Source organism: Salinivirga sp. (genome assembly GCF_055145285.1).
In genome coordinates this window covers 38,141-61,620 of the sequence record NZ_JBSRDC010000022.1, presented here as the reverse complement: position 1 = coordinate 61,620, position 23,480 = coordinate 38,141, and the positions used below count along the sequence as shown (strand labels likewise).

The 23,480-nt window shown below is 38.2% G+C and carries 25 protein-coding genes; 11 read left to right on the top strand and 14 right to left on the bottom strand.

Going from position 1 to position 23,480, the window contains the following annotated elements; all coding sequences use genetic code 11:
* Window positions 1–496 precede the first annotated feature (496 nt).
* Both ACTB0Y_RS04525 and ACTB0Y_RS04520 read right to left on the bottom strand, forming a co-directional pair.
* The gene (locus tag ACTB0Y_RS04525) at window positions 497–1,036 is read right to left on the bottom strand and encodes a DUF1643 domain-containing protein (protein WP_463205614.1); all 540 of its coding nucleotides are present in this window, start codon (window positions 1,034–1,036) and stop codon (window positions 497–499) included.
* Complete coding sequence (locus ACTB0Y_RS04520; RefSeq protein WP_463205613.1) at window positions 1,033–1,839, bottom strand: formylglycine-generating enzyme family protein; 807 nt, start codon at window positions 1,837–1,839, stop codon at window positions 1,033–1,035. The genes ACTB0Y_RS04525 and ACTB0Y_RS04520 overlap by 4 nt, the downstream gene beginning before the upstream one ends.
* Before the next feature lie 226 nt (window positions 1,840–2,065).
* Here ACTB0Y_RS04520 and ACTB0Y_RS04515 point away from each other — a divergent pair, with 226 nt between their 5' ends.
* Complete coding sequence (locus tag ACTB0Y_RS04515; RefSeq protein WP_463205612.1) at window positions 2,066–3,232, top strand: hypothetical protein; 1,167 nt, start codon at window positions 2,066–2,068, stop codon at window positions 3,230–3,232.
* An 80-nt stretch (window positions 3,233–3,312) separates the two neighbouring features.
* Here ACTB0Y_RS04515 and ACTB0Y_RS04510 read toward each other — a convergent pair whose 3' ends face one another.
* The 3 genes from ACTB0Y_RS04510 to ACTB0Y_RS04500 form a co-directional block, all read right to left on the bottom strand.
* Entirely contained in the window at window positions 3,313–3,912 is a 600-nt protein-coding gene (locus ACTB0Y_RS04510) for a riboflavin synthase (protein ID WP_463205611.1), read from the bottom strand.
* A 79-nt stretch (window positions 3,913–3,991) separates the two neighbouring features.
* Window positions 3,992–5,002 (bottom strand): SDR family NAD(P)-dependent oxidoreductase, encoded by a 1,011-nt coding sequence (locus ACTB0Y_RS04505; protein ID WP_463205610.1) that lies wholly within the window; start codon window positions 5,000–5,002, stop codon window positions 3,992–3,994.
* Window positions 5,003–5,005: 3 nt separating this feature from the next.
* On the bottom strand, window positions 5,006–5,944 hold the full coding sequence (locus ACTB0Y_RS04500) for a hypothetical protein (RefSeq protein ID WP_463205609.1): 939 nt from the start codon (window positions 5,942–5,944) through the stop codon (window positions 5,006–5,008).
* 257 nt (window positions 5,945–6,201) lie between these two features.
* On the opposite strand from ACTB0Y_RS04500, the gene sufB reads away from it, so the two are divergent.
* The 6 genes from sufB to ACTB0Y_RS04470 are packed head-to-tail and all read left to right on the top strand — an operon-like array spanning window position 6,202 to window position 11,880.
* Complete coding sequence (sufB, locus tag ACTB0Y_RS04495) at window positions 6,202–7,650, top strand: Fe-S cluster assembly protein SufB (RefSeq protein WP_463205608.1); 1,449 nt, start codon at window positions 6,202–6,204, stop codon at window positions 7,648–7,650.
* A 34-nt stretch (window positions 7,651–7,684) separates the two neighbouring features.
* Window positions 7,685–8,437: a Fe-S cluster assembly ATPase SufC gene (gene sufC / locus ACTB0Y_RS04490; protein ID WP_463205607.1), complete on the top strand. Its 753-nt coding sequence runs from the start codon at window positions 7,685–7,687 to the stop codon at window positions 8,435–8,437.
* 11 nt (window positions 8,438–8,448) lie between these two features.
* Window positions 8,449–9,801, top strand: coding sequence for a Fe-S cluster assembly protein SufD (sufD, locus tag ACTB0Y_RS04485; RefSeq protein ID WP_463205606.1), 1,353 nt, complete (start codon window positions 8,449–8,451; stop codon window positions 9,799–9,801).
* Between the two features lie 43 nt (window positions 9,802–9,844).
* The gene (locus ACTB0Y_RS04480) at window positions 9,845–11,065 is read left to right on the top strand and encodes an aminotransferase class V-fold PLP-dependent enzyme (protein ID WP_463205605.1); all 1,221 of its coding nucleotides are present in this window, start codon (window positions 9,845–9,847) and stop codon (window positions 11,063–11,065) included.
* A 20-nt stretch (window positions 11,066–11,085) separates the two neighbouring features.
* On the top strand, window positions 11,086–11,511 hold the full coding sequence (locus ACTB0Y_RS04475; RefSeq protein ID WP_463205604.1) for a SufE family protein: 426 nt from the start codon (window positions 11,086–11,088) through the stop codon (window positions 11,509–11,511).
* 57 nt (window positions 11,512–11,568) lie between these two features.
* A complete protein-coding gene (locus tag ACTB0Y_RS04470) occupies window positions 11,569–11,880 on the top strand; it encodes an SUF system Fe-S cluster assembly protein (protein WP_463205603.1) in 312 nt (103 codons plus the stop codon).
* A gap of 82 nt (window positions 11,881–11,962) precedes the next feature.
* On the opposite strand, the gene ACTB0Y_RS04465 is transcribed toward ACTB0Y_RS04470, so the two are convergent.
* The 7 genes from ACTB0Y_RS04465 to ACTB0Y_RS04435 all read right to left on the bottom strand — a co-directional run bounded on the left by ACTB0Y_RS04465 (window position 11,963) and on the right by ACTB0Y_RS04435 (window position 16,929).
* Complete coding sequence (locus ACTB0Y_RS04465) at window positions 11,963–12,877, bottom strand: outer membrane protein assembly factor BamD (protein ID WP_463205602.1); 915 nt, start codon at window positions 12,875–12,877, stop codon at window positions 11,963–11,965.
* Window positions 12,804–13,685 (bottom strand): hypothetical protein, encoded by an 882-nt coding sequence (locus ACTB0Y_RS04460; RefSeq protein WP_463205601.1) that lies wholly within the window; start codon window positions 13,683–13,685, stop codon window positions 12,804–12,806. The genes ACTB0Y_RS04465 and ACTB0Y_RS04460 overlap by 74 nt, the downstream gene beginning before the upstream one ends.
* A 17-nt stretch (window positions 13,686–13,702) precedes the next feature.
* Window positions 13,703–14,002, bottom strand: a complete 300-nt coding sequence (gene yidD, locus ACTB0Y_RS04455) for a membrane protein insertion efficiency factor YidD (protein WP_463205600.1) — start codon at window positions 14,000–14,002, stop codon at window positions 13,703–13,705.
* Between the two features lie 166 nt (window positions 14,003–14,168).
* Window positions 14,169–14,936, bottom strand: coding sequence for a hypothetical protein (locus ACTB0Y_RS04450; RefSeq protein ID WP_463205599.1), 768 nt, complete (start codon window positions 14,934–14,936; stop codon window positions 14,169–14,171).
* A complete protein-coding gene (locus ACTB0Y_RS04445; RefSeq protein WP_463205598.1) occupies window positions 14,930–15,343 on the bottom strand; it encodes a TM2 domain-containing protein in 414 nt (137 codons plus the stop codon). Before ACTB0Y_RS04445 ends, ACTB0Y_RS04450 begins: the two co-directional genes overlap by 7 nt.
* Before the next feature lie 83 nt (window positions 15,344–15,426).
* Complete coding sequence (locus ACTB0Y_RS04440) at window positions 15,427–16,155, bottom strand: hypothetical protein (RefSeq protein ID WP_463205597.1); 729 nt, start codon at window positions 16,153–16,155, stop codon at window positions 15,427–15,429.
* A gap of 72 nt (window positions 16,156–16,227) precedes the next feature.
* Window positions 16,228–16,929, bottom strand: a complete 702-nt coding sequence (locus ACTB0Y_RS04435; RefSeq protein ID WP_463205596.1) for a Crp/Fnr family transcriptional regulator — start codon at window positions 16,927–16,929, stop codon at window positions 16,228–16,230.
* 213 nt (window positions 16,930–17,142) lie between these two features.
* On the opposite strand from ACTB0Y_RS04435, the gene ACTB0Y_RS04430 reads away from it, so the two are divergent.
* The 4 genes from ACTB0Y_RS04430 to ACTB0Y_RS04415 are packed head-to-tail and all read left to right on the top strand — an operon-like array spanning window position 17,143 to window position 20,554.
* Window positions 17,143–17,814: a methyltransferase family protein gene (locus ACTB0Y_RS04430; protein WP_463205595.1), complete on the top strand. Its 672-nt coding sequence runs from the start codon at window positions 17,143–17,145 to the stop codon at window positions 17,812–17,814.
* A gap of 2 nt (window positions 17,815–17,816) precedes the next feature.
* A complete protein-coding gene (locus ACTB0Y_RS04425) occupies window positions 17,817–18,764 on the top strand; it encodes a pyridoxal-phosphate dependent enzyme (RefSeq protein WP_463205594.1) in 948 nt (315 codons plus the stop codon).
* An 11-nt stretch (window positions 18,765–18,775) separates the two neighbouring features.
* Entirely contained in the window at window positions 18,776–19,597 is an 822-nt protein-coding gene (gene zupT, locus ACTB0Y_RS04420; protein WP_463205593.1) for a zinc transporter ZupT, read from the top strand.
* A 12-nt stretch (window positions 19,598–19,609) separates the two neighbouring features.
* Window positions 19,610–20,554 carry an NAD(P)-dependent oxidoreductase gene (locus ACTB0Y_RS04415; protein WP_463205592.1) on the top strand — a complete coding sequence of 315 codons (945 nt, stop codon included), beginning with the start codon at window positions 19,610–19,612 and terminating at the stop codon, window positions 20,552–20,554.
* Between the two features lie 54 nt (window positions 20,555–20,608).
* Here ACTB0Y_RS04415 and gcvH read toward each other — a convergent pair whose 3' ends face one another.
* Together gcvH and ACTB0Y_RS04405 are read right to left on the bottom strand one after the other, a co-directional pair.
* Entirely contained in the window at window positions 20,609–20,986 is a 378-nt protein-coding gene (gene gcvH / locus ACTB0Y_RS04410; protein WP_463205591.1) for a glycine cleavage system protein GcvH, read from the bottom strand.
* Between the two features lie 81 nt (window positions 20,987–21,067).
* Window positions 21,068–23,452, bottom strand: coding sequence for a GAF domain-containing protein (locus ACTB0Y_RS04405; protein ID WP_463205590.1), 2,385 nt, complete (start codon window positions 23,450–23,452; stop codon window positions 21,068–21,070).
* Window positions 23,453–23,480: the final 28 nt, after the last annotated feature.

Below are 23,480 nucleotides of genomic sequence, written 5' to 3'. Positions count from 1 at the left end.
CCGATATAGAAAATATTAGCAACTGTCGAAGGCAGTTGCGCTATATTTTCATAATCGGGGTTCAATGGATATAAATGGTATAAAAGAGGTTTGCCCAGCTTTTATATGCCATTTAATTCATTGAACAGAGCGGGATGAAGCGTAATTTGGTCTTGATTTCCGCCAATTGTCGGACAGGTTTTGATCCTTTTCATCAAGGAAAAGGATAAGAAAAATTATTCATCACGGATGCCCGGGTCTATGCAACATAGTTTAATTCTATTGAGCAAAATAGACCGGGACACCCAAAATATTAATTTAAAACCCACAATAGGCTTATAATCAGTGGTGCATTTTTAGGGCGTCGATGTGGTGCACAAAACAGGTGAATACAATCCGGAAACCAGGCGTGCTCTAAGAATTTTCCTTTGCAAGTTTATTTTTGCTCAATTTAGCTCACTAATAACCTAAAAAACCCTATATATCAGCTTTTTATGCTGATGTGGTTTTTGTAATTTTACATTGAACACCCATTGTTTAAATACGCCCTCATGTTAAAAGGCTGAGTTTTAATGGTGGCTTTTAAATACAACGGATGTCGGGGATGCCCTGCTTTTGTGAGATTCCCAATGGAAAGCCATTGATGATTAGCATCATCTGTCAGTTGACAGATATCTTTCAGACATTTTGGAAAATAGGGGCGATGTTCAATGAGTGTGCCCCAGGCTGCCCATAGATTAATTTTGTCGAATTGACCTATCAGCTGCGCGATAGCTTTGAGATTCGCTGAATGTAAACTGTTATTGATGCGTTTGTGGATTTTTACCGGGTGAGTGGCGCGTTGTGGATAAATATTGAGCATAATCCAACTGTCGAACCCATTGTTGAATGCTAATCTTTCTACGGATTTAACAGTATTGTCAAGGTTTCCCGGCTCGGCGGTGCTGGGATTGATACCAAAGCAAATCAGGGGATTTTCACCCCTGATACCAAGCACGTAGCGGTTTTTGTTGTTTAAATCAGTTTCATAAAGCCAGCCATCAGGTTGTTGCATCATTTATCTTCCGCTTTTTCACAAACACAACGAAATCCAAGCCAATCTGTTGGACCCTGATATGAAAAATCTTTCTCAATAGTGACTTCTTTTTTAGTGTGCCGCCATGAACCTCCTTTGGCAACTCCTTTTTCAGCAACCATTTCGGCTACATTACCCAGAATGTTGTATACCCCGTAAGTGTTGGTCCAGTATGCATCGACCTGGGTTGTAATGTCTGGCCCGTCGGTTATTTCAGAATCCGCTTTATCGGTAATTGTTTTAAAATTGTGCCGATGAGCATTGCGGTATTTTTTACGTTTAAACTTTCTTTTGGCTCTTTTTGAATAATCTGCCCGGGCTATCTTTTCCCATTCTTCTTTTGTCGGGAGCCGGTATTTATAAACCTCAGGTATGTTTTTAATTGTTGCTAACTGTTCGGGGTCAATTTTGTGTTCTTTCAGATACAATTTTTCATTCACCCGGTCGCTGCGCCATTGGCAATAGGCTTTTGCTTGTTCATAGCTTATGCCGACAACAGGGTAGTTCTGATAGGCCGGATGTTGATAATAGTATTCAACATAAGGCTGATTATAATCAATTTTCTTCCAAACCAGCGTATCGGGCAAGGTGGCTTGATATTGTTCTGATTGCTCACCATATTTTCTTTTTGCCCAAAACATATATTCTTTCCAGGTAATGTTCGATACTTCGGTGATATCACAATACAGGTTCTCCTCGATTTTTACTGTGCCGGGCGGGTTGTCATTCCCTGCAAATAAATTCAATGTTATTGAAATTAGTAATAAGGCAGCTAATGTTTTCATAAATATAAAATTTTTGTTTTGTTGAATTTGTAAAGCAATTAGCAAACGATTCTTTTTTACGCGAGCTAATGATGTTTTTGTACACAATAATTTGCTTATAGTTTTTTAAGTTAATCGTAAAATAACAAAATTTATTGTTTTTCGAAATTGGATTTCCGTCTAAGTTTACCATTTTTTGGTTTTATTTCGTTGCAGAATCTGGTGATTTTGTATTAATTTAGTGCTTATGAGAAAAATAAGAATACAAATGTTGGCTTTTGCGGGGGCCGGACAGGAAGTTTATGACAAAGGCATGGAGCTTTTAGAAAAGTATGTTCCAGAAGATACTTTTGTTTTTACGCATGCGAATGCCGATGTGTTGTTTTTTATTACCGGAGGGTCGGAAAAATTTGCAACAGATGCCTGTGCAAAATCACATGGTGTGCTATTATGGTCTCACGATGGAGATAATTCCAATGCGGCAGCCACAGAAGTTAAAGCGTACCTGGACAAAAAACACGTCCCTAATTTTCTAGCGAATATTCAGGAACCGGGCTTTTCATTCGATGTAATTAATTTTCAGAAAACGCTTGCTGCTAAGGAAAATTTACATAATCAGCAGCTGGGACTTGTTGGAGCTGTATCTGACTGGTTGGTGGCATCTGATATAACGGAAAAAAGGTTAAGAGAAAAACTTGGCATTTATTTGGTGCCAATATCCTGGGATGCCTTGAGGCCCTACAGCGATTTTGAGCCTTCGGAAGATTTTATAAAACATTTTGGCGGGCAAAGAAATGAAAATCTTACCAAAGCTGCCCGTGTACACCATCTGATGACCAGTACCATAGAAGAAAATCACCTGGATGCCATTACTGTGGAGTGTTTTCCATTGGTAAAACAACATGCTGTAACAGCTTGTTTGTCGCTATCAATGCTTAATGACATGGATGTTCCGGCAGGTTGTGAGGGTGATTTAACGAGTATTACAGGAATGATGTTGGCCAAAGCGCTGACAGGTGAAATTCCCTGGATGGCCAATACTGTAAAAGTACAAGACGATAGAATTCGTTTTGCGCATTGTACCATTGCCAGTAAAATGGTGCGTAACTACACAATTATGTCACATTATGAAACCGGATTGGGCACAGCTATTCAGGGAGAGGTCAATGCTGAAGAACTCACCGTATTTCGTTTCGACAGTGAGCTAAAAAAAGCTTTTTTATCTATTGGACAGGTGATTGACCGGCCTAAGTTAAGCAATGCCTGTCGCACACAAGTTGAACTTGCTATGCCAGAGGAAGATATCAATAAAATGAAATCGCATCCTTTGGGTAATCACCACCTTTTTCTTAAAGGTGATCAGCGAGCACTACTCAAACTGGCTTTTGAATGGTACGGAATGGAGCTTATATAAAAAAAGAGGCTGTTTAAAAAGGTAGAATTATCATGTTATTCCCTTTTAATCAGCCTCTGTAATTTTTTATAATTGCACGGCTATTCTTTTCCCAGTACCTGTTTGACAACTTTGGTGATGTATTTTCCAATGATATCAAATTCGATATTCACAATGGTTCCTTCCTGGTATGTTTTAAATACGGTGTGTTCATATGTGTATGGAATTACAGCTACCTGAAAAGTTTTTTTCCGGCTGTTTACCACGGTCATGCTGACACCGTCAATTGATACTGACCCTTTTTCAACAGTAATGTTATCTCCTTTGGGCTCATATTTGAAAGTGAAATACCAGCTACCATCGGCTTCCTCCACATTGGTTACTGTAGCAGTCTGGTCCACGTGGCCCTGAACCATGTGTCCATCCATGCGGCCGTCGGCTTTTACGCTTCGCTCAAGATTTACCAGGTCGCCGGGTTTAAGGTTGCCAAGGCTGCTTTTGAGTAATGTTTCTTTTACTGCTGTTACCGTATAATCGTTGTCGGTTTTGTCAACAACAGTGAGGCAAACGCCATTATGTGAGATACTCTGGTCTATGGCCAGTTCATTAACAAATGAGCAAGAAATGGTGAGGTCTACATTTTCACCTTCTTTGTCTACTTTGACCACTTTTCCGGGCTCTTCTACTATTCCTGAGAACATAATTGATCGGTTTTAGATGTTTATACAGGTCACGAAATTAGTTATTCGTTTGAATAAATTACAATTTTTTTGCCTTTGGTCAGCGATGATCTTTTAAAAAGCATCCTGCAGTAAAGGTTATAGCCTTTTCGATACCCTCAAAATTGGTTTTTAGTGTTTGTTCAATTTTGGTATTGTCGTAAAGGGTTTTTGAGAAAGCAGAGCTGGCTGTGTCTTTATTAATTTGAGATCGCTTTCCGGTGAAATTGGAGAAGAAGCCGGTAATGGAAGCTAAAAAATACATCATCCAGGGCTGGGCCTCGAATCTTGGCCTCCTCACACTTAAGTTGTCTGCCACCATATTGAAGAATTGACGATAGTTGAGATTTTCATTATTTAGAATGAATTGCTGGTTGCTTATGTTACTGAATAATAATTCCCTGATTGTTTTTGCCACATCTCTAACATCAACAAAACCGGTAGTGCCCGTGGTGAAGAAGGGTAATCCTTTCCATACAGATTTGAATAGCTGCGGACTACCCTGATCCCATTGGCCGGGTCCAATTATTATGGTCGGATTTACAATAACAGCATCCATACCTTCTTCCACTCCTCGCCATACTTCAAGCTCTGCCAGGTGCTTGGAATTGCCGTAAACCGAGACAGGGTTAAACTCAAACTCCTGGTTATCTTCTTTAACCCTGCTATCTGATCCATCTCCCAGGGCAGCATTAGAGCTGACAAATATGAATTTCTTTACGCCGGCTTCAAGGGCAGCATTCACCATATTTTCTGTCCCCAGGTGATTAATATTGAGCAAATTACGCTTGTCGAGTGGCGAAAAGGAGACCAGTCCGGCACAATGAATCACTGAATCAACATTTTTCCCAAGTGCCGTTTCAAGTGAAAATATGTCAGTTATATCTCCTTCAACTAATTGAATTTGGTTTTCGTAGTTACTTAATTCGGCACCATAGTATTTGAAGGTCTGGGCAAGACGGTTTACTCTGTGCTTGTTGCGCACAAGTAGTTTTACTTTATGTCCCTCACTCACCAAATGATATGTGAGGTGACTACCTACTAATCCTGTTGCGCCTGTTACAAAAATCATTTATTAAAAAATTGATTTTTTTACTTCGTATGAAGTGCTACCAATTATGTGGTTGCTATGAATAAGCTCGAATCTGTACATCCCCGGAGGTAAGGTTTCGTATACCTGGTAATAGATGCACATATCAATAGCTTCATTGTTGTACTTCAGGTTTCTTTGGGCAGAGTACATTATATTGGTATTGTTTACTTTTACAGAATCGAGCTGTTGGTTTTCCATCACGAAATCTGCCGGGGTAATAATTCGTAAATAGATTGTTTTATCACCAGGTTCTACAACTTTGTTTTGATCGATGGTGAAGCAAGCTTTGAATTTATCGATTCGTTTGTTGCGGTTCCTTTCGTTACCATTTTCATTTAACCCAACAGCTGTAATATTCATAGCACGAAGTATCGATGCAACTTCAACTTTTTCAGATGCTTCTTCCATTTTTTCTTCGAGCTGTTCTTTTTCTGTTTGAACATCTTTATACCGGGTTCTGACTTGTTTATTTTCCTTACGGAGTGCTATATTGCTTTGGTTCAGAGAATCGATTTGTACTATGTAGCTTCGCATAATTTTGCGTAAGGTTGAAAGCTCTTTTTCGTATTCTTTGAATTTTGTTTTACTGTAACTTCGCTCATTACGAAGCCGTGTCAGTAATTTTTCGACCCTTTCTTTTTCGGCCAGTAATTCCTGATTTACCTCTTCATTGGTGGTTTGTAGCGACTCATACTCTGCAATCATATTTTCCAGATTGTTTTCCAGACTGTCTTTCGTTAGCGTTAGGTCAACGTTTTCCTGGATTTGAGCTTTATTTTTCTCTTTTTCCGTATAGTATAACCATGCCAAACCAATAACTGCGAGTGTCAATATGGCAAGGGTAACGTTGTAAAACAGATTTGAACGGTTTTTGCTACTATCGCTGTCTGTTAGGTTATGATCGAAATTCTCTGTGTTCATTTTAGTTTTTTTTTCGTTTTCTCAGCTTCTTATTTTTGCAAAAATAATAGATTGTCAGTTCATTCAAGGAAAAATGGCACCAAAATAAATTAGGAAATTGTAATTCAAACAAAAAACGCCTGATTTTGTACCAAATATTACAATTATTGCCATGCTAAAGGATTATAATTGCAAACGCACTGAATAAAGAATAATTTTACATTTGGAATATATTTTGTGTATTTAGATTAATTAAAAATTAAATAAATTCAAGGCTTATGGCCACAGAACAAGATAAACTACTTGATGAAGTAACGAAGAGCGATTATAAATACGGGTTTGTTACTGATGTTGAGGCTGATGCTTTACCAAAAGGATTAAATGAGGATATTATCAGGCAGCTTTCGGCCAAGAAAAATGAGCCGGAATTTATGCTGCAATACAGGCTCACTGCTTTCCGGAAATGGAAAGAGATGAAAACACCCAATTGGGCTCACCTTAATATTCCTGACATCGATTTTCAGGATATGGTTTACTATTCAGCCCCGAAGAAACAACCCAAATACGAGTCATTGGAAGAGGTGGATCCGGAGCTGATAGATACTTTTAATAAGTTGGGGATTCCGCTCGAAGAGCAAAAAGTTTTGGCAGGAGTAGCCGTGGATGCTGTAATGGATAGCGCCTCTGTAAAAACCACTTTCAAAGAAACCCTTGCCGAGAAAGGAATAATTTTCTGTTCTTTTAGCGAGGCAGTTCAGGAGCACCCCGATTTGGTTAAGAAATATATGGGTACGGTAGTGCCACCCGACGACAACTATTTTGCTGCCCTGAATTCAGCTGTTTTTTCAGATGGGTCGTTTGTTTATATTCCAAAAGGAGTGCGTTGTCCAATGGAATTGTCAACCTATTTCCGGATTAATGCAGCCAACACCGGCCAATTTGAGCGCACACTGATTATAGCCGAAGATGATAGCTATGTGAGTTATCTTGAGGGATGTACAGCCCCGATGCGCGACGAGAATCAGCTGCACGCAGCTATTGTGGAGATTGTGGCATTTGATAATGCAGAAGTGAAATATTCAACCGTACAGAATTGGTATCCCGGTAACTCCGAAGGTAAAGGAGGTATCTATAATTTTGTAACCAAGCGCGGATTGGCTAAAGGAAAAAACTCAAAAATTTCCTGGACACAGGTTGAAACAGGTTCAGCCATTACCTGGAAATATCCGAGCTGTGTGCTAATGGGCGATAACTCTGTAGGCGAGTTTTATTCAGTTGCAGTTACCAATAACCATCAGCAAGCCGATACCGGCACTAAAATGATTCATTTGGGAAAAAACACTAAAAGTACAGTGGTATCGAAAGGTATATCTGCCGGAAAAAGCCAGAACAGCTACCGGGGATTGGTAAAAGTTATCAAGCGTGCCGACAATGCGCGCAATTTTTCGCAGTGCGATAGCTTATTACTGGGAGACAAGTGTGGTGCACACACATTCCCATACCTGACAATAAATAACAATTCTGCAAAGGTAGAACACGAGGCCACTACATCTAAAATAGGCGAAGAACAAATATTCTATTGCAATCAGCGCGGCATAGAAACCGAAGATGCCATTGGTATGATTGTTAATGGTTATGCCAAAGAAGTGATTAATAAATTGCCGATGGAGTTTGCAGTAGAGGCACAAAAGTTATTACAAATAAGCCTTGAAGGCAGTGTAGGATAGAAATTAAAAACATCAATTAGCAAAATACAATATCATGTTATCAATAAAAAACTTACATGCATCCATAGAAGGACAAGAGATATTAAAGGGAATCAACCTTGATGTAAAACCCGGTGAGATTCATGCCATAATGGGGCCTAACGGTTCAGGTAAAAGCACCTTGGCCTCAGTATTGGCCGGCCGCGATATTTTTGAAGTTACCGAAGGTGAAGTAACATTTCAGGGCGAAAATTTATTCGATAAAGAGCCAGACCAGCGCGCAAAAGAAGGACTGTTTTTAAGTTTTCAATACCCGGTAGAAATTCCGGGTGTGAGCATGGTCAATTTCATGCGCACTGCTGTAAACGAAATTCGTAAACATCGTGGTCAGGAAGAGCTCAAGTCATCTGATTTTCTTAAAGTACTGCGTGAAAAGAAAGCATTGGTTGAAATAGATTCAAAATTAACCAATCGCAGTGTTAACGAAGGCTTTAGTGGTGGGGAAAAAAAGAAAAATGAGATTTTTCAAATGGCAATGCTTGAACCTAAGCTTTCCATTCTGGATGAAACTGATTCTGGTTTGGACATTGACGCCCTTCGTATTGTAGCTAATGGAGTAAATAAACTGAAAACCAAAGACAATGCTACAATAGTGATTACGCACTATCAACGGTTGTTAGATTACATTGTACCTGATCATGTGCACATTCTGTATGATGGAAAGATTGTAAAGTCTGGCGATAAGCAGTTGGCTGTTGAACTTGAAAATCACGGTTACGAATGGATTAAAAAAGAAATGGCACTTTAAAACTCTTAACTATGAGTACTGATTTAAACCAAAAATATAATCAGTTAATTACTGATAATCTTGCCAATATTCAAGAGCATTCAAGTGATTTGCTGAACAGTTTTCGAAAAAATGCTCAGGAGGCATTCCAAAAAAACGGTTTGCCCAGCATTAAAAACGAAGATTATAAGTACACCAACGTTTTACCGCTTTACAACCAGGATTGGAATCTGCCATTGTTGGAGAAAGAACTTCCAATGAATGTAAACGACATTTTTCGTTGCGATGTACCCAACCTCGACACCGATTTGGTGCTTACTGTAAATGGACGGTTTTATGAGTTCCAGGGAAATGCTGATAATTTACCCAAAGGCACCATCATTGGAGGTTTAGCCGAAATGAGTGAGCAGCATCCCGAATTAGTAAAGCCCTACCTGTTTCAGCAAGCCGAGCAAAATACAGACAGCCTTGTGGCCTTGAACGGTGCCTTTGCTGTTGACGGTTTGTTTATGTATATTCCGCGCAATGCGGTTTTTGAAAAACCCATACAGATTGTAAACTTGCTTTTGGGAGATAAGCCATTACTTACCCACAAGCGCAACCTTATTGTGGCAGATGAAAATGCACATTCGCAAATTGTAATTTGTGACCATACACTCAGCGCAGAACGCTTCTTTGACAATAGTGTTACCGAGGTGGTTGTAAAACAAAATGCCCAACTTGAGTACTACAATATCCAAAACCAGCATAACGGTTCATCACAAATTACTTCTTTATTTGCCAATGTACACCGCGATGCCACCTTCCACACGAGTACCATTAGTTTGCATGGCGGGTTAATCCGTAATAACTTACGCATTTCTCTGCTCGAAGAAGGGGGACATGCTGACGCATCGGGATTGAGTCTTACCGACAGAGAACAGCATGTAGATAACCACACTTATATCGATCACAAAGCGCCCAACTGCACAAGTAATCAGTTTTTTAAAAGCGTTTTAGACGATAAATCTTCTACTGCTTTTACTGGCCGCATTATGGTGCAACAGGATGCGCAGCAAACCAATGCTTATCAGAGTAATAAAAGCTTATTGCTTACCAATGATGCATCATCGAATAGTCGTCCACAGCTCGAAATATATGCCGATGATGTGAAGTGCAGCCACGGAGCCACTACGGGACAAATTGATGAGGAAGCTTTGTTTTATATGCGGCAAAGAGGCATTAATCAAAGGGAGGCTCGTTTGTTATTAATGTTTGCATTTGCTTATGAGGTTATTGATAAGATTAAAGTAGCGCCTTTAGCACTCAGGATCGAAGACCTTGTGAATAAACGATTAAGAGGAGAACTCTCAAGGTGCAACAATTGTGAGATAAGGTGTCAGTAATGATTAGCATTATTTTTCAGGACAATTTATAAATTTATATATCATGAGTTTTAATGTAGCAGATATTCGAAACCAATTTCCAATTTTGCATCAGCAGGTTTATAAGAAGGATCTGGTATATCTCGATAATGCTGCTACAACTCAAAAACCTCAACGGGTAATAGATGTGTTGGATAAGTATTACCAAAAATATAATGCCAACATACACCGGGGAGTACATTTTTTAAGCTCACATTGTACCGATGCCACTGAATCTGCTCGAAAAACGGTTCAGGAATTTATTAATGCAGCTCATTCACATGAGATCGTATTTACAAGAGGCACAACGGAATCTGTAAATCTTGTAGCTCAAACTTTTGCCGAAAAGTTTATAAAAAAAGGAGATGAAATTGTAGTGACCCGCATGGAGCATCACTCCAATATAGTTCCATGGCAAATGGTATGTGAAAAATATGGCGCAGAGTTAAAAGTTGTCGATATTCACCCGGACGGGCAAATAAATATGGACAGTTTCAAGGCCGCCTTGAATGAAAAGGTCAGGCTTGTTGCATTTACGCATGTATCCAACACGCTCGGTACCATCAACAATGTAAAAGAGTTGACAAGCTCGGCACATCAACAGCAAATACCGGTTTTAATTGATGGAGCACAGGCTGTGCAGCACACACATGTAGATGTGCAGGCAATAGACGCTGATTTTTATGTTTTTTCAGGACATAAAATTTACGCCCCAACGGGTATTGGTGTTTTGTATGGGAAAGAAAAGTGGCTTGAGCAATTACCCCCCTGGCAGGGAGGCGGTGAGATGATAGATCAGGTTACGTTTGAAAAAACAACTTTCAATGAGTTGCCCTTTAAGTTTGAAGCCGGCACCCCGAATTATATCGGTGCTATTGCGCTGGGCGAAGCTTTGGATTTTGTAAGAAGCACCGGAATAGACCAAATAAAGGCACATGAAGATGCATTGCTTACCTATGCTGCAGAAAAAATACGGCAATTTGATGGCATAAAAATTATAGGAGAGGCCCCGGAGAAAAGCAGTGTACTCTCTTTTGTAATAGACAATATTCACCCCTATGACATTGGTGTGTTACTCGATAAAACGGGCATAGCGGTGCGCACGGGAAACCATTGTACACAACCTTTGCACGATTGGTACAAAGTTCCCGGGACCGTACGTGCATCTTTTGCATTGTACAATACAAAAAAAGAGATCGATTATTTTATCGAGAAACTGGAACAGGTTTTGGAGATGCTTAAATAAATCAAAGAAAATCCCATATTATGAGCACGATAGACGATAAGCAACAAGAGATTGTAGATGAATTTTCAGTATTTGATGACTGGATGGATAAGTACGCTTACCTTATTGAACTGGGCAAAGAGCTCTCAGGACTAAAAGATGAGCACCGTACAGACAATAATGTAATCAGTGGTTGCCAGAGTAAAGTATGGCTACACGCTGAATACGAAGATGGTAAAATTGTGTTTGCAGCCGATAGTGACGCTATACTGACCAAGGGCCTTGTTGCTATGGTAATAAAAGTGTTTTCGAATGAGGAACCTGATACCATAATTAATGCCGAACCCTGGTTTATTAAAGAAATAGGGCTTGAAGAAAATTTGTCGCCTACACGCTCAAACGGACTTAATGCAATGCTTAAGCAAATTAAGTTTTATGCCATGGCATTTAAAGCCAAACACGGTTAGCGGCTAATTTATTGTGAGTTAATTGATTTTTGAACGTAGGACTCAAAGTATTATACGATGGCACAAAAAGTTGAAGAAGAAAAAGTACTGGAAGTACTAAAGAACATATTCGACCCGGAGATACCTGTAAATATTTATGACCTGGGCTTAATCTATAAAGTAGATATTGACGACGACAATACAGTGGAAGTTCTGATGACCCTAACTGCACCGAATTGTCCGGTGGCACCTACGCTTGTATCAGAAGTTACCGAAAAAGTAAAAGAGATAGAAGGCGTAAAAGATGCTTTTGTGAACCTGACCTTTGATCCACCCTGGGATCAGGAAATGATGAGCGAAGAGGCTAAATTGGAATTGGGGTTTATGTAACTCTGTCAGACAAATCCTGGAGCCTTTCTACTTTGTTTAGTTTAAATAAGCTGCTTGTTTATGAAGGAGATACAATGCATCACTAATTTGTGTTTTGAGCATTCGAGTGCTCCATAGCTTTCAACATAATTCTGCTACAATATTCATTAAATATTGTCATTTCATTGTGTCGTTCTGTTTTAGCCAGAAATGATGCTCGCTCCATCCCTCCGAAGTAGGTTTTGTAGAAGGTCCCGAAACCCACGAAGTATCCTGTGATCCAGAATTTAAAATAGGCCTGGTGAAAACCAAACGTAATCGCTGCAGCATTAAGCACAAAACTTGTGATACCTTCCCATGTACGACCAGCATAGATTTGACCGGCGCCGGGAATAAAACGGGACCAGTTTTTTGCTTTTTCACTTGAATAATTTTTGGGTAAGTTTTTCCTACTGTAGTGTATGTTTATACTATCCTTATATTGATTTACAAGCTTTTTTTTAATATTCAAATTATTGATTAATGAAATAAAAGTGTCTTGTGCAGCTTTCCATTCTCTGTTATGATTTAATATTAAAACTTGAAGCGGCTTGATGGCCAGTATTTGGCGGTTACGCGTAAATTCAGGTCTAATCTGATTTAGATTAAATAGAGCTCTTACAGGCTGTTCAAGCATCAGAAAGTTGAGAGACTTTTCATAATAAATAAGATTTTTAAGGGTGTCGTGCAGCGAGAAAAAATTAATACGATTTAGTTCGTTGAGTGCATCTTCGTGTCTGTGCAAAAAACGGTAGCAATAGGCCTTTTTAATTTTGGTTTTTGTGGCAAATTTACTATCTGCATTATAAAAAAGAAACTTTTCATATGCAATGGATGCTTTGAAATAGTGCCCTTTGTCAAATAAGGAATCTGCTTTGTAGAGCAGATTATTATCGGATTCTGCGTTAATTGAATACGGTACGCAAAGGGATATGCAAATTAAAAAGAATACGATGATTGTTTTCTTGTTGATATTCATCTTCAGAGATTTTAACTGTAAAAATGGTACCGTAAATATTTCCAATATAAAATGTTGTGAATAGGGCACCAAAGAATATTGTTTTTACATTTTTGATGCCGAGCCTGTCGTAATTTTCCCAGGTAGCTAAACCAAGTCCGGTTACGGTTAATAGAGTGGATATACCCTGACCTGTTTTGCCTGCATATATTTTACCACTACCAGGAATTAAGGCAGACATTATTCCAGCCATCCAGGGCGATTTTTTTTTATGATTTTTCAGGTTTTCTGCGATAATATTTAACTTCTTAATTTCTTCAGAAATAGCATAATATGATGTGTCGGGTTTTTCGATATATTGATGGAATTTTTGATAGTCTCTTTCTAACAAACTAATACCTGCCCTCTGAAAGTTTTTTAAATATTCGAGTTCTGTGTTTGCATGCTCTATATTATTTAGAACAGATTTGGCGCTTTTATAGTCATTGAGATATGTGTAATTATAACCTGTAAAGAAGCGACTTTTATGGTAAAATGGGCTATTGGGGGTGACTTTCATAAATGTTTTTGAGGATAAAAGCAGCGATTTTTCAGCATATAAACTCCATCCTCTTATGTAATGCAGACTATCTTTTAGTGATTGACTATAGATTTTAAAATTGATGTCGTTTGTCAGGAATATTACTTCTTTATTAAGGGCTTTTGATGATAAATGAAATAAAAAGCGGGAATCTGGTTTTTCCTGTGCATTTAGTGAAAAAACCATAACCAATAAAACAGCAATAAGGGCATGTTTTAAATTAATGTTCATATAACCTTGCAAAGTCATTATTTTCTTTTATTTGTTCATTCATACTGACTCACAGGATCATTTGCTTTGTGGTTATGGGGGTTAATCGATATTGGATGAATATCCTGACCAGCGATTTTGTTGCACCTGGTTAACCTGTCTGCTGCTATAAAAGTGCCCTTGAAAATACCATACTCCTTAATAGCTTTTTTCCCAAAATCGGAACATGAAGGTTCATAAAGACAATTGGCCGAGAGTTGTTGAGAAATTGTATTTTGATAAGTGTACAGTAAACTACCAACTATTAAACTTATGGGATTGTACTTTTTGATGAAACTTTTTTCATTTTTGTACATATAGTTTCTTTTTTGGAATACCGGCTTGGTTGTTTTATTTTCTTGAATAAAAGTTATATCCTGAGCCGGTTTTATTTCTTGTGCATTTATTGCTGAAGGAAGAATAACTATAAAAAAGATGAATAGAATGGTTTTGGTTGTGTTCATGCGATTGAATAAGGAGTAGTTATTTCAGTATTTTTGCGTCCTGAGGTATTTCAAAATCTAAATAGTAGGGATTAACTTCCTCATTTTTTTTAATGTCAGAAAAGATTGTGCGTTTTATTGTGGAATCTTTTTTAGATGTAAAACTAATTTCAGTAATCTTTTTTGGCAACACGAAACTGTTTCCAATATAGTAATCGCTGTAGTAAATTTTTTTGATTACATCGTTTTTTTTATTGAAATAAGCTGAATAAACAGGTAACATGTTTTCATATACCATTTCAACTTTTTCGATTGTATTCATTTCTTCTGGTGCTTGCCAGGTGGTAACCAGATAATTTTCCTCCTGACGAGAGCTTTTCATTCTAAACCCTTCGTTTTCGAGTCCAAGGTCTTCTGTGAGGTTATTTACAAAATAATGGAGTAATTCATTATGTGAAGAAAAATAAAAATCCTGATATATTGAAACCTTGTTTTCTTTGGGGAAATATACTTTCATCTCACCGTGCCGGTTTGTATTTTTTATAAATTCTTTGGGCGAGATGTAGTGCATAACAAATATTTCTGATTTTGGCTCATAGTAGCAATCGGCAGTTATGGTTTGCTTTTTGCCTTCTTTCAGAACCTGACTTTTTTTATGTACACTTACTCTATCTATTTGACCAAAGCCGATGATAGATGGCAATACCATAATAATGACTAAAAGTATTTTTTTCATCAGCAATACTGTAAAATTAATATTAAAAAAGAAACCGGGTGGAAAAGCACCCGGTTTTAATTGGTCTACCACATAAAGAATTTTGAGTTATCGATATAGGGTGAAATATCGTTGAAATTGACAGCTAATACAATAAGGTCAACTAATGGAACAATACCAAAAATTCCTCCGCATGTTAAAATATAGCCAATTCCAGTCATAGTCTTAGTTCCGAGGTAGAAACGGTGAACACCAAAACCACCCACAAAAACATCTAGTAATATTGCTACTAGAGCATCTTTTTCATTTACAGCAGACTCTACTGCAAAAGCTGCATTAGCAGGGGCAGAGCTGAAATCAGTAGTAAATTCAATTGATGTTGCCTCGGCGAAAAGTGCGTTTACTTTTGCATCATTAAGCTCATACTTTGAAGCGTATGTGTTAGCCGCAAAAAGGCCTAATGAGAAAAGTAATACAAAAAGCATTAAAAATTTCTTCATGACTAATAAGATTTAATTTGTTTAGTACAGTGCAAATATAAATTTTTTTTTGGTTTTTGACATTTAAGATTGATGATTAATTTTTAGGGAGAAAACAAAGGGTTGTTTGGATAGTAGCCATTCAGGGCTTTACGGTATTTTTGTGCTTTCCCATTTTCATTTTCAATTTCACTAAATATTTTAAATAGAAGATATTTACTTTCAGTATTTGTAATAATATCCTGCTCTTTTGCTAGTTTGACCAGTAAATCAAGATAATGCATTGCTTTCGCTTTGCTTTGTAAAATTAACCTATGTCTCGTATAATGGAAAAAAGCATATATTACTTCAAACCTTTTTTGAGATAGAGTATTATTAGATTGGAACTTCTCAATCGTTTTTTTAAAATCATTATAAGCGAAAAGTACTTTAAAATAATTCCCTTCCATTAGATGAAATCTAATGGAATATAATTTATAAAAAAGATTCGTTATGACAGACTCCTTGGGGTTTTCTTTTATAGTTATAGAGTTGGTTTCGATTATTTTTTTAAAGATTCTTTTTTCCTTTTTACTGTTTTGCGCAATCATATACCACCAGTGGTATGTTAAATCAAGCACCAAAATATTATCGTAAGAGCTGTCTTTATTTTTAAGTAAATTTATTAATTGATTAGCCCTGGAAAATTCATAGTTATAGATAGCCCTATAGCACTCATGAAATATTGAGTCACTATAATTGTTTTGTAATTGAACACCTTTGGAGCTAAAACTGATGAGCAACAAAAAGCAGACAGAAAGAATGATAGAATACTTTTTGGGTTTTAAAAGCATTGTTGAATTATTGATTTACTGTGCAAATAAATAAATTATAACAGTAAGTAGAAAGGCTTATTTGTAAATGTTTTAAAATTGCTCGGCAATCATTTTCAAATCATTGGTTTTGATGATTTTAATTTTGCGGCCTTTTAATTCAATAAGCCCCTGAGATTTGAATTGTGAGAGCATACGAATGACCGATTCTGTAGCTGTACCCACAAGGTTGGCCAGTTCTTCACGCGTAAGTGGAATGTTGAGGTAATCTTCTTCGTTTCTGCCAAATTGCTCCAAAAGGTTGAGCAGCACCTCTGCCAATCGTTCTCTAACAGTTTTTTGGGCAATATCTGTAATGTATTTGTTGGCATCACCCAGCTCTTTACAGGCTTGTTGTATCAATTTCAGACTAAAGTCTGTATTGCTTTCAACCAATACAAAAAGCCGTGGTGCGGGAATGAAACAAAGATAAGCATCAGTGATTACTTTGGCTGTAGTACAAAAGGTTTCTTTACTCAGCACGGACCGGTAGCCAATAATATCGCCTTCTTTTGCAAAGGTTATGATTTGTTCTCGTCCTTCGGGACCCGTTTTATACAGTTTTATAATGCCCTGGTTCACACAATAAAAACCTGTAGCATGGTTTCCTTCATGAAAAATAAAGTCCCCGCGTTTATAGGTCTGACAATTTTTGTCATAATTTAAGAGGGCATATTCTTCCTCATTCAACTGCTCAAAAAGCGTTGATGTTGTTAGTGTGCAGTCTTTACACTCTATATGCTTTTTATGCTTCAAGCGTCAAAATCTTAAGGTCAAATTACGTAATTTATTGGCAGGCCAATTTATCATTTTTTAATCATAAAAAAAAGAAAAGCCCAAAGTGTATTTTATGGCATCTAATTTCATGCAAAAAGGATTGAATTTTAGCTATGCGCTTTTGTAACATACCTTAATTCCTTTTATCTCAACGGAAAAATGATAAATTTGCAGTATTCAAATTCACTAAATATGAAGCACATTATAAAGGCTGCCTTTCTTACAATTGGTCTGGGTTTACTCATAACTTTTGCTTATGATATTAAGCAACCGGCTGATTTTTTCATCAATGATGCACGGACAACATATTTTGCAGCCACAATGCTTATAGTTTTTGGTGCACTTAGCATGAAGCGAGTAATGAGCTACAACACCAAAACCACAATTCAATATACGCCAAAGCATGAGGAGCTTAAAAATTCCGGTTTAAGTTTAGCGGTGGTCCTGCTTTTTGTACTTGCACCAATGTTTGATGAACCGCTACGGTTTTCTATTTGCGATTGCCAGTGGATAAGGTGGATTGGTTGTTTATTTTTGATTGATGCGATTACATTTTTTGGCTGGAGCTCATGGATATTGAGCAAACAATATTACAGAAACGACGGAAAACCATCAGAACTGAGGATTGTTAAGTCAGGACCATATGCCATTATCCGGCATCCCCGATTGCTTGGACTTATGTCGTGGGCGCTCTCCACAGCTTTGGTTTTTAATAATATAGTTGCGCTGTTAGTTGCTGTGCTTTTGGTTTGGATTGCAGGTTTGAAAGCCCGGGATGAGGAAGTATTAAAGGAACTAGAGTTTGGAGATCAGTGGATTGAATATAAAAAGCGAACTTATCGATTTATACCAATGATTTATTAAATATGGCACTACCTTATAAAAAATCAGATGTCATTGCTGCATACGCCCGTGTGAAAAAGAGTATTCATAAAACGCCTGTGATGACTTCGGCCCTGATTAATGAAATGGCCGAAGCGCAGCTGTATTTTAAATGTGAAAATTTACAAAAGGCGGGTTCTTTTAAAATCCGGGGTGCGACCAATGCTATTTTACAATTGCCGGAATTAGATCGCAAAAAGGGCGTGGTAACACATTCTTCTGGCAATTTTGCCCAGGCACTGGCCCTTGCTGCACGTAATTTATTTGTTCCGGCCTATATTGTAATGCCCGAGAATGCCCCACAGGTAAAAGTTGATGCCGTTAAAGCGTATGGTGCTGAAATACGGTTTTGCGAGAATACCCAGGAGCAGAGAGTAAGCACCATGGAGCAATGGCAAAAAGAAACCGGAGCTACTTTTTTGCATCCGTACGACAATACGGATGTGATTCTGGGACAGAGTACGTGTGCTTATGAATTGTTTGACCAGGTAGCAGACCTCGACAACATTATTTCTCCGGTGGGTGGTGGTGGTTTGATTTCAGGCACAGCCTTGTCGGCTTCTTTTTTCTCCCCGGAAACAAAAGTTTATGCTGCAGAGCCCAAGGGCGCAGATGATGCATGGCATTCGTTTACCTATGGAGAGATATACCCTTCAAAAAATCCACAAACCATTGCAGATGGTTTGCTTACTTCGCTTGGTGAATATACTTTTCCGGTAATAAGACAGTTGGTACGTGATATATTTATTGTGACCGATGAGGAGATTGTGGAAGCCATGAAATTGGTTTGGACCCGTATGAAAATTATCATAGAGCCATCTTCGGCTACCACTCTGGCCGTTATTTTAAAAAACAAGGAACAATTTCGGAGTCAAAAAACCGCACTTATTATAAGCGGTGGGAATGTAGATGTAAATCGTTTACCTTTTTAATGTTTTAAGTTATGGAGAATATTGAGTTCCAAAATATTATTTTAGCTTTTGGGTTAACCCTTTTTGCTGGCATGTCGACCGGAATAGGTAGTGCAATTGCTTTTTTTGCCAAGGCAACCAATTATAAGTTGCTGGCCATATCGCTGGGGTTCTCAGCAGGTGTTATGATTTACGTTTCATTGGTGGAAATTTTTCAAAAGGCTAAGACCGATTTGTCATCGGTATATGGCGAAATTGCGGGTTCGTGGTACACGGTAGCTGCTTTTTTTGGCGGTATTTTGTTTATTGCCATAATTGACAAGATGATTCCGAGCTACGAAAACCCGCACGAGGTTCGTAATATTGAGGATATTAATGCTCCACAGAAAAACAAAAAGCTCATGCGTATGGGTGTTTTTTCTGCTTTGGCCATTGCTATTCACAATTTTCCGGAAGGTATGGCCACATTTATGGCGGGGCTGGCCGATCCGTATATTGCACTACCCATTGCCGTAGCCATTGCTATTCACAATATCCCTGAAGGAATTGCTGTTAGTGTACCCATATTTTATGCTACAGGTAAGCGGCGCAAAGCATTTTTTCTATCGTTTTTCAGTGGGTTAGCTGAGCCTGTGGGTGCTCTGATAGGCTTTTTGGTCATTTACTTTTTCTTCGACAGTTTTAGTCCGGCTATTTCAGGTGTAATGTTCGGTGCAGTGGCTGGGATTATGGTTTTTATATCGCTCGATGAACTTTTACCTACCGCTGAGGAACATGGTGAGCACCATTTATCTATTTATGGATTGGTAGCCGGAATGGCTGTTATGGCATTGAGCCTTTTGTTATTTTTATAAAAAATTAGGACCATGAGAATACACTTAATAGAACCCCTATATGTAGAGGAGTATTTTTTAGAACAGTTTATTGAGAAAGTAAAAAATGCCGGGTTTGAGTTTCAACAGTGGCGCGACCGAAAAGAGGATACAGCAACTTTGATTGAACGCTGTAAAGATGCTGATGTAGTTATCTTTAGTAATATTCCTTTTCCGGCAGAAGTTATCGAGGCTTGCCCAAAACTTAAAATGTTGTCGGTAGCATTTACAGGAGTGGACCATGTAGATATGAATGCCTGCCGTGATCGGGATATTGTGGTTTCCAATGCTGCAGGATATTCCACTCAATCTGTTGCGGAGCTTACTATTGGGTTAATGATTGGGATATTTCGGGATGTGGTTGCCAATGAAAAAAAGACAAGGAATCTGCAGAGCAGAAAAGGGTATGTTGGTAGTGAATTAAACGGAAAAACAGTCGGTGTTGTGGGTGCAGGTGCTATAGGGGGCGCTGTAGGTCGTATTTGTGAAGTAGCCTTTGGGTGTCGGGTTTTATATTACAATCGGTCGCAGAAGGATTTGCAATTTGGGGAACAGGTGAGTTTAAAAGTGTTACTCAAAGAATCGGATATAGTAACTTTACACGTACCTTTAAATAGTGAGAGTAAGGGGTTGATAGGTGAAGAAGAACTGGCAATAATGAAGTCTACAGCTGTTTTAATAAATACGGCGAGGGGTCCTGTAGTTGATACTCAGGCATTGGTTGAGGCACTGCGCAGGCAAAGTATTGCAGGTGCGGCTATTGATATGTATGAACAGGAACCTCCTTTGCCCGAAGATCACCCGTTTTTGTCATGTCCGAATATTATACTTATGCCACACATAGCGTATGCTACGCATGAGGCATTTCGTTTAAGGGCAGAGATTGTGTTTGAGAATATTTTGCAATGGAATGCTGGTAACCCGCAGAATAAACAATAAAAAAGGCCTGAGCATTGACTCAGGCCTTCGTTAGTAAACCAAGAGTTGATTTTATTATTCTACTTCGTTTTTATAATCATCTGCTGAAAGCAGATCGTTTAGTTCATCCTTATTTTCAACTTTAATTTTTATCATCCAACCTTCATTGTATGGATCTTCGTTTACGGTTTCAGGTGCATCTTCCAGTTTTGGATTTACTTCTGCTACTTCTCCGCTAATTGGCATATACATGTCTGATACTGTTTTAACAGCCTCAATTGTACCGAACACATCACCTTTTTTGAGTGACTCACCTTCGGTTTCGACCTCAACAAACACGACATCGCCAAGTTGTTCTTGTGCAAAGTCAGTTACGCCAACGGTAGCAGTATCACCATCTATTTTCACCCATTCGTGATCTTTTGTGTACTTAAGGTTTTCTGGAATATTCATGATCGTAAAATTTTATTAGGTTTTAGGCAAAATTAATATTTTTTTATCGAAGCTCATCATTATTAAGTGTTTTTAGACACATTACATATTTTTTAATTCACTAACTTTATTCATGAGCTGTGTAATTTCTTTGTCGAGCTTAACTTTGTGGGTTATATCGGTAGCAATATTCAGTACCCGGTCTATTTCATCGTCTTCGTAAATGGGGATATAAGTTTCGCTAAGATAAATTGTTTGGTCACGTTTTGTGATTTTATGGATGCGCTTTTTAGTGACTCCACTTATAACTTCTTGCCAAAATTTAAGAAAATCTCTTCGTGAGGCATCATCCTGAGTGACAAAAGCATCCTGGAATTTGCCGGTCATATGTTCAGCAGCATGACCGTATGTGTTGGCCATGCGCTCGTTAATTCTGATAATACGGCCTTCCAGGTCATATTCGGCCATCATGGTGGTGTTTTGTAAGGTTTTTCTGATGGCAGAAAGTTCAGCTTCACGTTTTTTAGCTTCTTCTTGCGTTGCCTGCATTTCCTCAAGGTTTTGGCGCATTTCTTCTTCTTGCTGCGACAGCTCATCTTTAAGTTTTTCAGATTGTTTGAGCAGCTGCGCCGTGCGGATATTGGTTTTTACACTGGACACTGTAGCTGCAATGCTTTCAGCTACTTTTTCGGCAAATTCGATTTGATGACCTTCAAATGGGTTGAGTGCCATGAGTTCAAGTACGCCAAAAGGCTCGTCGTTCATGAGCATGGGTACAATGAGTAAGTTGTTGGGAATCTGGTCATCGGTTTTTCCGGTTGTAATAGAGGCGAATGATTCGGGTGTTTCGGTAAGGTGAATTGTATTTTTTTCGCTAATGGCCCTGCCAACTAATTCTTCGCCTTCTTTAACTTTTTTCTCTATTATTTTTTGGCTGCCATATGCATGTACGGCTTTTAGTTCGAATAATGTTTCTTTTTCTTCTTGTTCAATGATAAAAATAGCACATTGAGGGACATCCATATATTCGCAAATATTTTTTGTAATGTTTTCAGAGAATTTTTGCATATCGTCATTGTCTTCGCGCAAAATTTCTCCGAATTGTGCAAGTCCTTGAGTTACCCAGGCTTGTTTGCGGTCTTTTTCTCGTTTTTCTTCTTCAAACTTACGAGCTTCTTTGAGGCTTTCCCGCATATCTACCAGTGACTGGCCCAGAAAATCGTTTTTGCTCAATAATTCGTGTTCTTCTTCGAGGTTACCGTCGCCTATTTGTTTGGCAAAGTTTGCCGTGTTATTGAGCCCTTCAATTAATTTATTGACACTGAGGGTCATATCGTTTATCTCGTCGTTGAATTTTCCTTTTAATTTTAGGTTGGTATCGATATTACCTTTGGCAATTTCCTGCAATACTTTAGTGATATTTGTAACCGGTCTGGTAATTGAGCGTGCAATCAGGTATATGAAAATACTCAATATCGATAAAGCTACCAATCCAACAATAATACTCAGGATAAAACTGTTTTTAGCTACACTGTTTAACTCACTTGTTGGAACTGCAATACCAAAAACCCACCTTTCACTGGCTTTGCCAATAGTAAGCGGACTCATTGTAAAGTAAGTTTCCTGTTGGGTTACCGGGTCAATGTCTGTGAAATTATAATTGTTGTTCCATTGGGCATTTTGCAGGATTTCTTCAGCAGTTACTTTATTATATTGTAAAGTATCGAGTTTTTGTCCAACCCATTTTGCAGACTTATGGGCTACAATACTTCCGTCGTGAGCTATTAGAAAAGCATAGCTGTTGTCGAAAGGTTTAATTTGCTCTGCGTATTTTTGGAGGCTGTCTAATGATGCATCAGCGCCAACAACTCCCATAAACCTGCCATTGTAGAGCAATGGAACAATCATGTTGGTTTGCAGAATGGCTTGTTCCTTACCTTTCCCGTAGCTGTAATAATAGGGCGCCAGTAAGGTTTGTTTTCTGTTGGATTTGGGTGTAGTGTAATAATCGCCCTGAAATAGTGGCCCTGAACTTAAACCTTCAAGTTTAATACTATCGCGGTCTTTATAATAGGTAGGTGCGAAGTTGCCAAGATAGGTGTTCCCGGGTACGTTGATATATAAGCTGTCGAAATTGTCTATTGTATTATTTTCCCATATCGTCCACATACTAAGTATGTCGGTTTTTTTTCTGAGATTATACTTCAGAATTTTCATAAAGTTGTTTCTGCGGGCTGTAGAATCAAGGGCTTCGAATGACAAGAAAAAATTACTTAAGCCCTGAGCGGTACTCATATATTTTTGCATCTCGCCTTTTATTTTCCGTGCGTTTACTTCGGCAGTAAGATCGGCATATTCAACGCTTTTTTTGTATGCATTTTGCCTGATTTGTAAACCGATAACCAGAATAGATGCCCCAAAAACAACAAACGAGGTTGTTATTATGAGGAGTAGCATCTTGACGTATAGTTGAATTCTTACTTTCACGCTAAATTTTTTTATTTTGTTGGACTAG